15 protein-coding genes are annotated in these 14844 nt (G+C 38.4%); 7 read left to right on the top strand and 8 right to left on the bottom strand.

Annotation, left to right across the window (positions count from 1 at the left end):
• Nucleotides 1-375: 375 nt before the first annotated feature.
• The 4 genes from AC3ITD_RS18635 (at nt 376) to def (ending at nt 4984) form a co-directional block, all read left to right on the top strand.
• Nucleotides 376-2454: a S9 family peptidase gene (locus tag AC3ITD_RS18635; RefSeq protein WP_489362024.1), complete on the top strand. Its 2079-nt coding sequence runs from the start codon at nt 376-378 to the stop codon at nt 2452-2454.
• Nucleotides 2455-2557: 103 nt separating this feature from the next.
• The gene (locus AC3ITD_RS18640; protein ID WP_489362026.1) at nt 2558-3010 is read left to right on the top strand and encodes a hypothetical protein; all 453 of its coding nucleotides are present in this window, start codon (nt 2558-2560) and stop codon (nt 3008-3010) included.
• Nucleotides 3011-3036: 26 nt separating this feature from the next.
• Nucleotides 3037-4269: a M16 family metallopeptidase gene (locus tag AC3ITD_RS18645; protein ID WP_265797154.1), complete on the top strand. Its 1233-nt coding sequence runs from the start codon at nt 3037-3039 to the stop codon at nt 4267-4269.
• A gap of 154 nt (nt 4270-4423) precedes the next feature.
• Entirely contained in the window at nt 4424-4984 is a 561-nt protein-coding gene (def, locus tag AC3ITD_RS18650; protein ID WP_265797155.1) for a peptide deformylase, read from the top strand.
• Nucleotides 4985-5085: 101 nt separating this feature from the next.
• Here def and AC3ITD_RS18655 read toward each other — a convergent pair whose 3' ends face one another.
• The 3 genes from AC3ITD_RS18655 to AC3ITD_RS18665 are packed head-to-tail and all read right to left on the bottom strand — an operon-like array spanning nt 5086 to nt 7133.
• Nucleotides 5086-5724: a peptidase associated/transthyretin-like domain-containing protein gene (locus tag AC3ITD_RS18655; protein WP_056850549.1), complete on the bottom strand. Its 639-nt coding sequence runs from the start codon at nt 5722-5724 to the stop codon at nt 5086-5088.
• Between the two features lie 52 nt (nt 5725-5776).
• Complete coding sequence (locus tag AC3ITD_RS18660; protein ID WP_056850550.1) at nt 5777-6022, bottom strand: NifU family protein; 246 nt, start codon at nt 6020-6022, stop codon at nt 5777-5779.
• 34 nt (nt 6023-6056) lie between these two features.
• Nucleotides 6057-7133, bottom strand: a complete 1077-nt coding sequence (locus AC3ITD_RS18665) for an Mrp/NBP35 family ATP-binding protein (RefSeq protein WP_489362030.1) — start codon at nt 7131-7133, stop codon at nt 6057-6059.
• 131 nt (nt 7134-7264) lie between these two features.
• Here AC3ITD_RS18665 and AC3ITD_RS18670 point away from each other — a divergent pair, with 131 nt between their 5' ends.
• From AC3ITD_RS18670 to AC3ITD_RS18680, 3 genes are all read left to right on the top strand, one after another.
• Nucleotides 7265-9412: a transglycosylase domain-containing protein gene (locus AC3ITD_RS18670; protein WP_489362032.1), complete on the top strand. Its 2148-nt coding sequence runs from the start codon at nt 7265-7267 to the stop codon at nt 9410-9412.
• 128 nt (nt 9413-9540) lie between these two features.
• Complete coding sequence (gene hpt, locus AC3ITD_RS18675) at nt 9541-10083, top strand: hypoxanthine phosphoribosyltransferase (protein WP_056850553.1); 543 nt, start codon at nt 9541-9543, stop codon at nt 10081-10083.
• Between the two features lie 54 nt (nt 10084-10137).
• Nucleotides 10138-10797: a phosphatidylserine decarboxylase family protein gene (locus AC3ITD_RS18680; RefSeq protein ID WP_265797160.1), complete on the top strand. Its 660-nt coding sequence runs from the start codon at nt 10138-10140 to the stop codon at nt 10795-10797.
• Nucleotides 10798-10884: 87 nt separating this feature from the next.
• Here AC3ITD_RS18680 and AC3ITD_RS18685 read toward each other — a convergent pair whose 3' ends face one another.
• From AC3ITD_RS18685 to rimM, 5 genes are all read right to left on the bottom strand, one after another.
• Nucleotides 10885-12057 (bottom strand): mechanosensitive ion channel family protein, encoded by a 1173-nt coding sequence (locus AC3ITD_RS18685; RefSeq protein ID WP_489362035.1) that lies wholly within the window; start codon nt 12055-12057, stop codon nt 10885-10887.
• 72 nt (nt 12058-12129) lie between these two features.
• On the bottom strand, nt 12130-12477 hold the full coding sequence (gene rplS / locus AC3ITD_RS18690; protein WP_056850556.1) for a 50S ribosomal protein L19: 348 nt from the start codon (nt 12475-12477) through the stop codon (nt 12130-12132).
• Nucleotides 12478-12614: 137 nt separating this feature from the next.
• Nucleotides 12615-13289, bottom strand: coding sequence for a tRNA (guanosine(37)-N1)-methyltransferase TrmD (gene trmD, locus AC3ITD_RS18695; protein WP_056850557.1), 675 nt, complete (start codon nt 13287-13289; stop codon nt 12615-12617).
• A gap of 175 nt (nt 13290-13464) precedes the next feature.
• A complete protein-coding gene (locus AC3ITD_RS18700; RefSeq protein WP_489362038.1) occupies nt 13465-14079 on the bottom strand; it encodes a hypothetical protein in 615 nt (204 codons plus the stop codon).
• A 42-nt stretch (nt 14080-14121) separates the two neighbouring features.
• On the bottom strand, nt 14122-14649 hold the full coding sequence (rimM, locus tag AC3ITD_RS18705; protein WP_265797163.1) for a ribosome maturation factor RimM: 528 nt from the start codon (nt 14647-14649) through the stop codon (nt 14122-14124).
• Nucleotides 14650-14844: the final 195 nt, after the last annotated feature.

Raw genomic sequence — 14844 nt, forward strand, 5'->3', positions numbered from 1 at the left:
ATTGATGTGGCAATTTAACATCTATTTTTTTTAATTGGAATGAATATTAAGATCAGGTCAGATTTTTGCGAAAATGATAATAGTTGGGTCGATTTTAACCACAGATGCACGCAGATAAACACAGATTTTGGTTTTTAAACTGCTTTTATCTCTGTGTGTCCTTTTTATCTGTGGTTAATTAATCTAACCAAAGAGCGGATGGCGGGACTACATTCCTCCATGAAAAACCAGACCGTTCTTTTCCAGATCAAAATCTAACCTAAAAAATCGTTAAATTGCATCAACCTGAACCAAACCAAAATGATGAAACGTATTTTACCCGGCATGCTTATATTGAGTACAGTTGTAGCATGCAACAATCCCAAACAAATAGAAATGAAACCTATAAAATGGCCTGATGCCAAACCGCCTATTGCAGAGATTATTCCACATAAAAGAGTTATTCATGGCGATACTGTGGTAGATAATTACTACTGGATGATTGATTATTTTAAAAAAGGACCAGACAGTACAAAGGTTGTTGATTATTTGAAGGCCGAGAATGCTTACCTGGAAACCATGATGAAGGGTTCCGAAAAGTTTCAGGCTGATTTGTTTAAAGAAATGAAGGGTAGGATCAAGGAAAAAGACGAATCAGTTCCGGTTTTTAGGAATGGATATTTCTACTATACGCGGACTGAAGATGGTCAGCAGTATTATAAATATTGCAGGAAAAAGGGAAGTTTAAGCGCAACAGAAGAGGTTTTACTGGATGTTGATGCATTGGCAAAAGGACACTCATATTATAGCGCAACTGGTTTTAGTGTAAGTCCAGATAATAAACTGCTGGCTTTTGGGGTAGATAAGGTTTCGCGTAGGCAATACACCATTCAGGTTAAAAACCTCGAAACCGGAGAAATTTATAAGGATGCAATTGCAAATACCGAAGGTGGGGTAGCCTGGGCTAATGATAATAAAACATTGTTTTATACTTCGAAAAATGCGGTTACCTTGCTGAGCGAAAAAATTAAAAAACATGTGCTTGGAACGGATGCAAAGGCTGATGTGGTGGTTTATGATGAAAAAGACAATACCAATTATATCGGCGTAGGCAAATCGAAAAACGGTCGGTATATTATGATTTCATCTGCAGGAACACTCACCAATGAATTTAGAATGATTGATGCTGATCATCCAGAGGCCGCATTTAAAATTTTCTCACCACGATCTAAAGACGTTCTATATGACGTTCTGCCTGTTGATGATAAGTTCTACATCATTACCAACTGGAATGCAAAGAATTTTCGCTTGATGGAATGCGATTTGGATAAGACCGAAAAAGAAAACTGGAAAGAAGTGATTCCAAACCGGAAAGATGTTTTGTTGGAATATGGTGATGAATTTAAGGATTTCCTAGTGTTATCTGAACGCAAAAACGGTTTAACCGAGATGCATGTGCTGAAGACAGACGGCAAAGATTATTATATCAAATTTGACGAGCCAGTTTATGCGGCAGGCATTGGATCGAACCCCGAGTATACTGGCAAAACGCTTCGATACAACTACACTTCTTTAACTACGCCGAGTTCTGTTTATGATTACGATTTGCAGAAAAAAGACAAAAAGTTAATGAAGCAACAGGAAGTTATGGGGGGCTACGATCCGAAAAATTACGTTACCGAACGTTTGTTTGCCAAGGCTAAAGACGGAACCAAAATTCCTATTGCCATCGTATACAAGAAAGGCTTTGATAAAAACGGGAAAGCGCCATTGCTACTTTATTCTTACGGCTCTTATGGTTCAAGTACCGAGGCATCGTTTTCTTCCCAGCGTTTAAGTTTGCTTGATCGTGGTTTCGCGTTTGCCATTGCAAATATTCGTGGCGGACAGGAAATGGGGCGTCAATGGTATGAGGATGGCAAATTGATGAAAAAGAAAAATACTTTTACTGATTTTATTGCTGCCGGAGAATACCTGGTAGAACAAAACTATACTTCGAAAGCGCATTTGTATGCCAATGGTGGCAGTGCTGGTGGGTTGTTAATGGGGGCAGTTGTGAACCTGGCTCCAGATTTATGGAATGGTGTTATTGCAGATGTTCCTTTTGTTGATGTGGTAAATACCATGCTTGATGAAAGCATTCCATTAACCACAAACGAGTTTGATGAGTGGGGAAATCCAAAGAAAAAGGAAGCTTACGATTACATGAAAAGCTACTCGCCGTATGAAAACGTAGAGAAAAAAGCCTACCCGAATATGCTTGTTACCACGGGTTTACACGATAGCCAGGTACAATATTTTGAGCCTGCGAAATGGGTAGCCAAGCTTCGGGCAAATAAAACGGATAAAAACGTTCTGTTGCTAAAAACCAATATGGAATTTGGCCATGGAGGCGCATCAGGTCGTTTCGATTACTTGAAAGATGTAGCCTTGAGATGGACATTTTTATTTGCGCTGGAGGGTATAACTAAATAATTTCAGTTTCGTTGTCATTCTGAGCTTGTCGAAGAACATTCCTATCGTGTTTCGACAGGCTCAACATGACAATCTATTTAATCCGACATATTATAAATCCATAATGAACACCAAACTAAAAACACTCCAAATTATTCACCTTGCCTTATGCAGCGGCGTTTTGCTTTTCGCTTTAGTAACTATTTTTTTAAATCGCGAAATCATGTTTTTTGATGCCAACCCGGCGACTACCGCACCATTCAACCCGATTTTTCCAATTATGGGGCTGATCACCATTTCGGCGAGCATTTTTTTCTTTAAAAACCTAATCGTTAAAATTAATAAAACAGAAACAGCAGAAACAAAAATCAATTTGTACCAAAGTGCCTTTATCATTAGCGCTGCACTTTTAGAAGGGGGGGCACTTTTTAATGTTGTCGGCTTCTTCATTACGCACAATTCATTTTTCCTCTTGTTCGCCGCTGCAAATTTTATTTTTCTGGCATTAAAGCATCCTACTACAGATAAATTGATTTCTGCTTTACAATTGCAATATCCAGATACCGAGGCTTTGTAATCAAATAGCCGTATCTTTGCCTGCCAATGGAATACAATGTTCATACTTTACCGAACGGCATCCGCTTGTTGCATGTGCCCTCGGCGTCTACTATATCTCATGCCTGCATCATTATCAATACCGGTTCTCGTGATGAGCCCGAAGGAAAAGCAGGTTTGGCCCATTTTATCGAACATTTAATTTTTAAGCGAACGGAAAAACGTAGTACAAATCAGATCTTAAACCGTTTAGAGAGTGTGGGCGCAGATTTAAATGCCTATACCACAAAAGAATATACCTGCATCCATGCTTCGTTTTTAAATCCTTATTTAGATCGCACCCTTGACCTTTTTAACGATATTATTTTCCATTCTACTTTCCCTGAGGAAGAAATGGACAAAGAAAAAAGCGTAATCCTTGATGAAATTGCTTCTTATCTAGATCAACCCGAAGAAGCCATTAATGATGATTTTGAAGACATGCTTTTTGCTGGAAATGCTTTGGGTAATAACATCCTGGGCACTGTAGAAAGCGTAAGCAATTTTACCCGTGAGGATGTGATCAATTTCCGCAAAGCGAATTATCGAACCAATGAAATTGTAGTAGCTGTTTTGGGAGATTACAGTTTTAATAGCGTAGTAAAAAAGGGCACAAAACATTTTAGTGATGTAGAAGAAAACTCCCCTTCGCTAAACCGAAAAAAACCTGCTGTTTTAAATTCAACTTCGACCGACATTTATAAGCCTATTATGCAATCGCATTGTATTGTCGGCGGGCAAACGTACTCCACTCACCACAAAAATAAGGCAGGTTTAATGTTACTGAATAATTATTTCGGGGGCAACGGAATGAGTTCGGTGTTGAATCTTCAAATCAGAGAAAAATACGGCATTGCCTATACCATCGAATCTAATTTTTCGCCGCTAAGCGATACCGGAATTTTTTCGATCTATTTCGGTACGGATAAAGAAAAACACACGAAGGCATTGACTTTAATTTTTAAAGAGATGAAAAAGTTAAAGGATCACCCTTTGAATGAGTTGCAGTTACAAAAAGCAAAAAATAAGTTTATCGGTCAGATTGCTTTAAGTGAAGAGAACAGGATCGGATTAATTATTTCAATGGCAAAAAGCCTGATTGATCATGACAGAATCGATTCGTTGGCGCAGGTTTTTGAGAGAATTAATAAAGTGAGCACGACAGAAATGGCTCAAATTGTAGATGAGGTTTTCCTACCAGAGCAATTGAATATTTTTACATTCAGTCCGATACTGGAATAATTGCTATTTTTGTAGAAATTAACCGCAACGCTTGTGGTTGACCTGGTTCGTCATTGCGAGGCACGAAGCAATAGTAAACTATCGCGATTAAGCATGGTGCATTAAGATTGCTTCGTGCCTCGCAATGACGGCCGACAAGAAAATATATTACACAATGAAATTACCAATAGTAGCTTACGGAGATCCTGTTTTAAAAAAGGTGGGAACCGATATTGATGAAAATTACCCTGAATTAAAAGAGTTGATTGCAAACATGTTTGATACCATGTACTTTGCAAATGGCGTTGGTTTGGCGGCACCGCAAATTGGCTTACCCATTCGTTTATTTATAGTCGATACCGGGGAAGAGGAAGATGGAACGCCAGGCTATAAAAGAGTATTTATCAATGCCCGAATTGTAGAAGAAACCGGTGAACCCTGGAGCTTTAATGAAGGTTGTTTAAGCATTCCGGATATTCGGGAAAACATTATGCGCAAACCCAACATCAAAGTGAATTATTTTGATGAAAACTGGGTAGAACATACTGAAGATGTTGATGGCTTACCTGCTCGGGTAATTCAACATGAGTACGACCATATTGAGGGTAAACTCTTCACCGATAAGGTTAGCATTTTGCGTAAAACAATGCTAAAGAGTAAGTTAGATGCCATTTCAAAAGGAAACATCAAAACGGATTATAAAATGAAGTTTCCGAATAAAAGTAAAAAACGATAGGTTTTTACGGGAAGATTTTGGAGGGAAAACGGAAACGTTATCCCTTTTTTTGTGTCATGGCTAAGTCAGGCATCCAAGACTTCTGACTCAGGACTGAAGACTCAATTCTCATTTCTCTTCTTATCCCCATCGAATATCTGTTGCATCAGCTTACCCCATGCAAAAGGATTTAACAGAGGGTTGGTTTGCACCATGTTCTTGTTAATCATCCTATCAAAATTATAACGATAATTCTGGCTTCCAATTTCCTGTCCATCACGTGGTAGCGTTTGAATTAAGCCATTGATCGATGATCTGGAGAGGTTTTTCTTCGCTATCGCCATATCATCATCCGCTAATTTCATTGAAAGGAACTCCCGGGTAAACTCTTCTGTAGTAGCCCATGGGAAAACCCTTACCGAAGGCAAATCGATTACATTGGCTTTCAGCTTAACCATAATGGTGTATTTACTGTCGGGTGTTCCGGTTGGTATAACTGTTGAGAATTTTTTATATCCTATGGCCGTAAAAAGAATGGTATCACCCGGATTTACAATAAAAGTAAAATAACCTCTGTAATCGGCTGCTACACGTTTACCATTTGCAGACAGATTGGTGATGGTAACGTAAGGAATTACGTTTGTACTATCGATATCAGTAATGATCCCAGAAAATTGTATAAGTTTTTCTTCTGCTGATCTTTGTTGTGAAAAAGCAGCGGTAGAAAAAAGAAGGCAAATTAGGGCAATACAATATCTCATTAAGACAAAAGTAATTTTAAAAATAAAACTTCCTTGTTAAATATTGTTAAAGCTAAACTTGCTCTGCCATGTTAACGGCCACTACTGAAGTAATTTGAGGTACGGCTTTCATAATTGCCTGTTCAATGCCCGATTTCATAGTCATGAAACTCATCGGACAAGAACCGCAGCTGCCTAAAAGTTTAAGCTTTACCATTCCTTCTGATGTAATTTCTTCAACAGAAACATCCCCTCCATCAGCCTTCAAATAGGGTCTGATAGTTTCTAATGCCTGTTCTACTTGCTCTGTTAAATTCATTATGTGTATTTTAAAATATAAAAATAGTAATTTTTTAGCAATTAGCCATTTCTGCATTATTAATGGATATCTGCTGTGCAATCTTGCTTGCAATATCTCCAAAGATAACATCCAAAAGCGGATTTTGGTTTAGCGCTACCGGCTTACCATTGTCTCCAGCCTCAGCAATGCTCTGTATTATCGGAATTTCACCCAAAAATGGAACATCAAATCGCTCTGCTAAAATAGTTCCTCCGCCTTTTCCAAAAATGTAATATTTGTTGTCAGGCAATTCTGCTGGCGTAAAGTACGACATGTTTTCTACCACACCTAAAATCGGGATATTAATTCCAGGCATACGGAACATGGCCAAACCTTTATGGGTATCGGCCAGGGCTACTTGTTGCGGGGTAGTCACCACCACGGCTCCAGAAATGGGGAAGCTTTGGGTAATGGTGATGTGAATATCGCCTGTGCCCGGTGGAAGATCGACAATTAGATAATCCAGTTCACCCCAATTGGTGTCGTTAAATAATTGCTTCACCGCGTTAGAAGCCATTGGCCCACGCCACGGCACGGGCTGGCCAGGATCTGCAAAAAAGCCAAGCGATAACAATTTTATCCCATACTTTTCAATCGGGATAATTTTAGTTTTCCCATCAGCGGTTTCTTCTGCGCCGGGTTTGGCGTCAACCAAATCAAACATGGTAGGTACAGAAGGCCCATAAATATCGGCATCTATTAAACCCACTTTTGCACCATCCTTCGCCAAGGTCACAGCTAAATTACTCGATACGGTAGATTTGCCAACACCACCTTTTCCAGATGAAACCAAAATGATGTTCTTAATGTTATCTAGTGAAGATGTGTTTGTTGGTTGAGTTACCCTGGAAGTTACATTGATATTTACTTCAGCATCTGCAGATACAAAGTGCTTGACTGCATTTGTACAGGCATTTTTCAGCATGTCCTTCATCGGGCAAGCAGGCGTAGTAAGCTCTAATGTAAAGTTTACCTGGTTGTTATCTATTTGTAAATCCTTAATCATGTTTAAGGTCACTAAATCTTTCTTAAGATCGGGATCCTCTACATTTTTTAAAGCATCTAAAACTTGTTGCGGGCTAATCGGCATCGTATTAATTTAGATTCAAAATTAACAAAACATAGCCACAAATACTTTTATTTAGGGTATTAAACTGTAATTTTAACACGAAATAAACATTTAATTGTTACGTTTAAGCAATTAACCATTTTAACGACTATATGCGCATACCGAAAATTAAAATCCCTAAAAAATATTTAAAAATTGGAGCGTGGGTTTTAGGTGTTTTTTTAATTGCTTTCCTTGCTATCGGTGCTTACGCTTATAGTAAAAGGGAGGCGCTTCTGAAAAAAATGGTGACCAAAGCCATTGCAAAAGCCCATAAAGATTATGGTTTAGAGGTGAAAATCGGATCTGCAGGCTTTGCAGGGATGAGCACCGTAAAAATGACCAACATTTCGGTGGTTCCGAAAGATAGAGACACGCTTTCCAATATCGGTGAATTGAGTGTTGGCGTAAAGTTATTTCCATTGATTTTTGGAAACGTTAAGCTTGCTGAAGTAGAACTAAGCGATGGCTTTGTGAATGTAGTATTCAAAGATTCGACCAGTAATATCGATTTCATCCTCAAAAGAAAGAAAAAAGACAGTACCGAGAATAAAGGGAAGGCCAACCTACCCGAAATTGCCAATAATTTATTGAATCAGGTTTTGTATAAAATTCCTGATGATATGGACATGAAAAATATGGTTTTCAAGTTCAATGACCACGATACGGCAAAATTGAGTTTTGCTACCACAGCGACAATAGATGACGGCGATTTAAAATCTACTATTAATGTAAATGAAGGTGAATCTACCTGGCACGTCGACGGACTTGTAAACCCAGGTAGTAAGCGCTTAAAGTTTATAGCTTATGCTGATGGAAAAAAACTGGAATTGCCTTATTTAAATAATAAGCTCCATGCAAAAGTAAGTTTCGATACGCTTGAAACCGAGCTTAAAGATGCAGGATACAGTGGCGATAATTACAAAATATCGGGTGCATGGTCGGTCAAAAATATGTTGCTTAACCAGGCAAGGATAGCGAGTAATGACATTATTGTTCAAAGTGCAAAACTTGATGCCGATGTTTTAGTTGGACCAAATTTTGTTGCTTTGGACAGTTCATCCACTGCTTATCTTAAAAATGCCCAAATTCATCCATACGTTAAATACACGCTGGGTAAAAACAAAATTTACGAGCTTAAAATAAATGCCGAAGAACAAGATGCACAGGCGATTTTAGATGGTTTTCCGCAAGGTTTATTTGAATCGTTAGATGGTTTGAAAGTGGAAGGAAAAGTAAAATATAATCTTAATTTCTATCTGGATACCAAAGTGCCAGACAGTGTAAAATTCAGCTCTACCTTAACTCCAGTAAATTTCAAGATATTAAAATGGGGAAAAACCAACCTTCAAAAAATTAATGCTCCATTTATCTATACGCCATATGAGTATGGAAAACCGATGCGAGATATCACCATTGGCCCATCAAACCCAAATTTTACTCCTTTAAGCGCAATTTCTAAGAATTTCATCAACGCGGTTTTAACTGCCGAAGATCCATCATTTTATACCCACAATGGTTTTGTGGAAGAATCAATTAGAAAATCGATAGCAGTAAATTACAAGGAGAAGAAGTTTAAACGGGGCGGCAGCACGATCAGTATGCAGCTGGTTAAAAATATCTACCTAAGTCGCCAGAAAACTTTAGCCCGCAAAGCGGAAGAAATATTAATTGTCTGGCTCATTGAACACAATCGTTTAGTGAGCAAACAGCGAATGCTGGAGGTATATTTTAATATTATGGAGCTTGGTCAAAACATCTATGGCATAGGCGAAGCTTCGAGGTATTATTTCGGAAAGCAGCCAGCAGATTTAACCATTGGTGATGGTTTGTTCCTGGCCAGTATTGTTCCAAAACCTAAAGCATCAATGTACAAGTTTATGGCCGATGGAAGTTTAAAACCTTATATGTTCAACTACTTCAGGTTTATGGGAAACATTATGGCGAGAAGAGGTTTAACTCCCGGAGATACGTCGGGTTATGGTTTTTATAATGTTCGTTTGCGTGAAGGTTTACGCCGTTATCTGGCACCAGACACTGTAGAAATTGACACCAGTGCTTTTGAAGATGACGAAGAGGGAATGCCGCCTGTAATTATGCAGGACAAAAACAAAAATTTATTCGACAGGATTTTTGGAGGCGGAAACAAAAAAGATACCGTAACCGCTAAACCTTCCGATACTACAAAAACTAAAAAACAGCTTAGACAAGAGCGAAGAGAACAACGGCGAAGGGAAAAGGAGCAGGAAGAAGGCGGGTAGTCAGTCGTCAGTTTGAGATTTACAATTCAGGTTTTATCTCTTAAGAAACAATAATTGTATATCGAAGCCTATCAAACACTCAACATTAAAAAAAATCCAACATCTCAACATTTCAACAAACAATATAAATGCACAAAATAAAGGTAGACGATAAAGAATTCGAGATTTTTTTAGAGAACGACAACCTGAATAAAAGGATTCGTCTGCTGGGCATCCAGATTAATTTGGATTATGAAGGAAAATGTCCACTTTTTATTGGCGTACTGAATGGAAGTTTTCTTTTTATGGCTGATCTGATCAAAGAGATTGATGTGCCATGTGAAGTCGCATTCATGCGTGTGGCTTCGTACGAAGGAACTTCAAGTAGTGGAAAAGTTAAAGAACTTATCGGCTTACCTGATGATATAGAAGGCAGAGACATCATCATTGTAGAAGACATTGTTGATACCGGATTAACCATTAACCACATCATTAAAACGTTAAAAGAGAAAAATCCGGCTTCGGTTAAAGTTAGTTCGCTCCTGGTAAAACCCAGCGCTTTGCAATACGATGTGGAAGAGTTAGCCTACGTTGGCTTTGAAATACCAAATGAATTTGTGGTTGGCTATGGCTTAGATTACAATGGCCTGGGCAGAAACTTAAACGATATTTACAGGGCGACTGAAGGATAATTTTTCGGACCGATTAATTTATTTTTCGCACCTTTGTGCAATAATTTTAACGGAATGACCATACACAAAGAAGGCTATACCACCATAGCAATAACTATTTTACTTATTTTCTTGATCAACGCTGTTGTGGATTATAGATATTACGACATGACTTGGTTGCGTTGGTTCATTTATATCTTCTCGGCCTCGTTATTCATCATTGTATTACAGTTTTTCCGTAATCCCAGCCGCAGTTTTTCTGCTGGAGAAGACATGGTAATTTGCCCAGCAGATGGTAAAGTAGTTGTAATTGAAGAAACAGAAGAAGGTGAATATTTTAAAGACAAGCGCTTACAGGTTTCTATATTTATGTCGCCGGTAAACGTTCACATCAACCGTAATCCAATTTCTGGTGTAGTTAAATTTTTCAAATATCACCCTGGAAAATATTTAGCAGCGTGGAATCCGAAATCATCTACCGAAAATGAGCGTACCACCACTGTAGTTGAACATGCAAATGGAACCCCTGTATTGTTCCGCCAAATTGCAGGTGCTTTAGCCCGTAGAATTGTATGGTATGTTAAAGAAGGAGATCAGGTAAAACAAACCGAACAATTCGGGTTTATTAAATTCGGCTCAAGAGTAGACGTTTTTTTACCGGTTGGAACAAAAGTAAACGTAGAGCTTAATCAGGTTGTAAAAGGAGGAATTACTACTCTGGCAACTTTAAGTTAAGCACCATTATACCGCATTAAAAAGCCGATTTGGGATTTTCCAAATCGGCTTTTCTTTTTACCAGATATTTTAATTGGATTTCAGCCTTTAGTCAGTTGCATCATTTCCAACTTCCTTTTCATGATCATTATTAATCGGTCTGTCGCTAATTAAGCGTTGCGTTGGATAGGCAAAACCAGATTTATTTCGCATGACGATATCCATAATTTCAAGATTTATTTCCTGCCTGATTCTTAAAAATTCATTGAAATCAAGGTTGGTAATGAAATAATTAACTTCAATATTTAAAGCTGAATCACCAAAGCTTTTAAAAGATGCATGTACATCAACCGTTCCTGGCCTTTGGTTGATATATGCCTTGATTTCCGATATAATATTCTTAACAGATTCTGCCGTTGTTTCGTATGTTAATCCAATTATAAAATTCACCTTTCTCGAATCACGTAACGAAAGGTTTTCCAATACCCCATCAATCATACCGCGGTTAGGTATAGTGGCCATCGTTTTTTCGGCCGTACGTATTCTGGTGCTTCTGAAGCCCACTTTCTCTACAGTACCTTCAACACCATCAACCTTAACCAAATCGCCAACCACAAAAGGCTTATCTAAAAAGATGGTAAAAGAACCAATCAAATTTTCCAAACTCTCCTTAGCAGCCAGTGCAATAGCAATACCACCGATACCTAAACCCGTAATCAGCGTTAATACATTCACCTCGAAAACAAAGCCCAGCAAAGTAAAAAAGCCTATAAAAATCACCAACGTTTTAAAAAGTTCCTTAAGAAACGGAACCAGTTGATCATCCGATTTATTATGGGTTAGTGAGGCTTTAAATAATAAAACATGACTGATGAAATCGATAATCCTCAAGATGATCCAGAAGACTGACAGGATAATCATGAAAAGAAAAATTCTGTCTATACAATCGCCTATGCTTACTGGAATGGCTTCTTTCGTTTTGCCCACCAATTTGCTGTAATGGAAAATGGCCAGCTCTAGTGGGTGTTTAAGCTGATTTATGGACAGATACAGTGTAGCGAGCAGGATGAAGGTTTCGATCGGCTTCACCAGCAGGGAAACAAAAGCTGCATCATGCGATTGTTGAGAGAAACTTCTGAACAATCTAAACAAAAGTTTGCTCAACAGTTTGGAAAATATGCGCTTGAAAATCAAACCGAACAAAAGTATTCCCCCGAAAAGGCAATAGGCTTTTACGGTGTTGCCCCAAAAAACCTGTTCGAAAAATGCAGAATCTAACATAATAAATAAAGGTATAAACAAAAAAACCTCCACGAAATTAATCGTGAAGGCTATATCTTATAATAAAGAATATTATTTTCTCAAAGATTTGATACGAGCAGCTTTACCAGTTAAAGCACGTAAGTAGAATAATTTCGCTCTACGAACTTTACCATAGCTATTTACCTCTATCTTCTCGATGTTTGGAGAATTAACAGGGAAAATACGCTCAACACCAATACTGTTACTAATTTTACGAACTGTGAAAGTTTCGTTAGCACCTGCACTGTTGCGTTGAATTACAACACCTTGGTAAATTTGAATACGTTCTTTATTACCTTCGCGAATTTTATAGTGTACGCTCACTGTATCGCCAGACTTGAACGCAGGAAAATCTTTTTTCGCGATGGCCTGCTCTTCAACAAATTTTACTAAATCCATGATTTTAAGCTATTAAATCGATATTTCAACCCGTGAAATTCGGATTGCAATATTAGGGATTTTTTTCCAATTATAAAAACTAATTTTATTTTTTCCACAATCTTTTAGAAATCCACATTGTTGCGTGTTAAATGCTTCTATTCCAAAAGATCAGGCCGGCGGGTTTTAGTACGCTCCAATGCCTGTTCATGCCTCCATTCATTCACTTTTGCTTCATGTCCACTCAATAAAACATCAGGCACTTTATGGCCTCTCCAATCAGCCGGCCGGGTGTAAACAGGTGCATCCAGCAGCTCTCCCTGAAAGCTATCAGAAAGGGCAGAAGTTTCATCATTCAAAACACCGGGAATTAACCGCACCACGGCATCAACTACAATCGCCGCAGGCAATTCTCCGCCACTTAACACATAATCGCCTACGGAGATCTCACGGGTAACAAAAATATCGCGGATACGTTGATCTATTCCCTTATAGTGGCCACAGAGAATAATGATGTTCTTTTTAATGGAAAGCTCATTGGCTGTGCTTTGGTTTAGCGTAACCCCATCCGGACTCATGAAAATGATCTCGTCATATTCCCTTTCTGCTTGAAGCTTTTCGATACAGGCCGCAAAGGGCTCAATACTCATTACCATCCCGCTTCCTCCGCCGTATTGATAGTCATCTACACTCTTTTGTTTGTTAGTCGCATAATCACGAAGATTATGAACCACAATTTCCGCAATACCTTTTTTTTGAGCACGCTGCAAAATGGAATGTGCAAAAGGGCTTTCTAACAAAGCCGGAAGAACCGTTATAATATCAAAACGCATGGAGCAAAGGTAAGAATAGTTTGGCGTTTGGCGATAAGCGTTGTGTTGCCATGGCTTAACAAAAACACATCGCCAGTATCATAATCACCATTTCCTATAAAAATTCTGCTAATCGTAATTTACTAATCCGCTATTCCATAAAACTAATCCAGTTGATATTTTGGAGAAAGAGGAATCAAATCGTCCATTGATCGTGAATTACTGCTACCAGATAATAGGCTTGCTCGTGCTTTTTGAAAACGAAACGAAGGCTATTCCAATCAAGCCCTTTATATTTTTCGCCATTTCCTTTAAAATAGTATTCAGTAAAATGGAGCTTCGGATAACTTTCCTTTAAATTGTTGATCGTATTGCCCTGTCCGATAAACTCATCGTAGCTTTTCCGATCTGCGTTTAAATAGTCTTCATTGTAAACAAACCTTTCGATATAGGGCTTAACCTTCATCTTTATTGCCTCGCCACTACCATCAAAGTGACCCCAGGTGAGCGTCCAGTTTTTATCGATGGCTTCCAAAAAATCTTTGGCTAAAACATGTTTGTGTGTAGGATCGATGAACCCATAGGGAGAAAAACGAACGCCATCAATGGGGTGAAAGCAATACGCAAATGCTTGGTAGTTCTTTTCTTTTAAAGCTTTAAGCGCTTTAACAGCAACAGCATTAATAGAATCCTGCTGGGATTTTTGCGTGATAACTTCAGCCCCTGCTGACTTATTTTCAGGCTTTTTGGTTTGATTACAGCTTGCGAAAATTAGCAGCATCAAAAAAGAAATGAATAAACCTTTCATCATTGTTAAACGGAAAATACACGAAAAAGGTTTATCTGAGAGATATTAATTCTCCAGATAAATATCAAGTAAGCCTTCCGGCAAATCCAGGGTCAAAATCTTTTCCTCATCATCTATCTCCACAATGAAATCTTCATTGAGCGGAAAAAGAATTTCAGTTTGCTGGTATAAAACGGTGGCAATAAATTGTTGTGGGTATTCATTTACCTCGAGAATTTCACCAAGTTCGCCAAGGCTTTTGTCAACTGCGGTAAAACCCTTAAGGTCTGTATAGAAGAATTCGTTCTCGTCACGTTCTGGCATTAGGTTTAATGGCAGATAGAGCTTTTTCTTTAACAATGGTTGCGCCTTATCGATATGATCAACGTCATCGAAATTAAAGTACCCCGTTTTATTTGCCTGAAGCTTCGCATCGGCCACGAAGTAGGGCACGAGCTTTCCATTCATATCTGCAAACATCACATCAAATGCGAGCTGCTCGTATTCATCAAATTCAAAAAAGATTTGAACTTCACCTTTTAAACCCCTTGTTTTTGTAACGTAACCTACGTAAAATGCTTCTTCGTGTTTCATAACCACCAACCTAATTTATAATCGTCATTGAGACCCTGTTTTCATCAGAGGAAAACTGCCTACTGCAAGCCGGCAATCTCAGTCACACAATCATCAAAAATGAGATTGCTTCGTTTCTCGCAATGACGATATCGAATAGAAAATCGCTTATATAAAAATAGCGTTCCGAAATTCGAAACGCTATTTCTTTGAACA

Source organism: Pedobacter sp. KH_004 (assembly GCF_057840755.1).

Excerpts from the sequence above, each read along its gene's own strand:
- trmD (WP_056850557.1), bottom strand. The coding sequence starts at position 13,289 with ATGCGTTTTGATATTATAACGGTTCTTCCGGCTTTGTTAGAAAGCCCT.
- hpt (WP_056850553.1), top strand. The coding sequence starts at position 9,541 with ATGCACAAAATAAAGGTAGACGATAAAGAATTCGAGATTTTTTTAGAG.
- AC3ITD_RS18660 (WP_056850550.1), bottom strand. The coding sequence starts at position 6,022 with ATGAATTTAACAGAGCAAGTAGAACAGGCATTAGAAACTATCAGACCC.
- AC3ITD_RS18680 (WP_265797160.1), top strand. The coding sequence starts at position 10,138 with ATGACCATACACAAAGAAGGCTATACCACCATAGCAATAACTATTTTA.
- AC3ITD_RS18700 (WP_489362038.1), bottom strand. The coding sequence starts at position 14,079 with ATGATGAAAGGTTTATTCATTTCTTTTTTGATGCTGCTAATTTTCGCA.
- AC3ITD_RS18645 (WP_265797154.1), top strand. The coding sequence starts at position 3,037 with ATGGAATACAATGTTCATACTTTACCGAACGGCATCCGCTTGTTGCAT.
- AC3ITD_RS18665 (WP_489362030.1), bottom strand. The coding sequence starts at position 7,133 with ATGCCGATTAGCCCGCAACAAGTTTTAGATGCTTTAAAAAATGTAGAG.
- AC3ITD_RS18685 (WP_489362035.1), bottom strand. The coding sequence starts at position 12,057 with ATGTTAGATTCTGCATTTTTCGAACAGGTTTTTTGGGGCAACACCGTA.
- rplS (WP_056850556.1), bottom strand. The coding sequence starts at position 12,477 with ATGGATTTAGTAAAATTTGTTGAAGAGCAGGCCATCGCGAAAAAAGAT.
- AC3ITD_RS18635 (WP_489362024.1), top strand. The coding sequence starts at position 376 with ATGAAACCTATAAAATGGCCTGATGCCAAACCGCCTATTGCAGAGATT.
- AC3ITD_RS18670 (WP_489362032.1), top strand. The coding sequence starts at position 7,265 with ATGCGCATACCGAAAATTAAAATCCCTAAAAAATATTTAAAAATTGGA.
- AC3ITD_RS18655 (WP_056850549.1), bottom strand. The coding sequence starts at position 5,724 with ATGAGATATTGTATTGCCCTAATTTGCCTTCTTTTTTCTACCGCTGCT.
- def (WP_265797155.1), top strand. The coding sequence starts at position 4,424 with ATGAAATTACCAATAGTAGCTTACGGAGATCCTGTTTTAAAAAAGGTG.
- rimM (WP_265797163.1), bottom strand. The coding sequence starts at position 14,649 with ATGAAACACGAAGAAGCATTTTACGTAGGTTACGTTACAAAAACAAGG.
- AC3ITD_RS18640 (WP_489362026.1), top strand. The coding sequence starts at position 2,558 with ATGAACACCAAACTAAAAACACTCCAAATTATTCACCTTGCCTTATGC.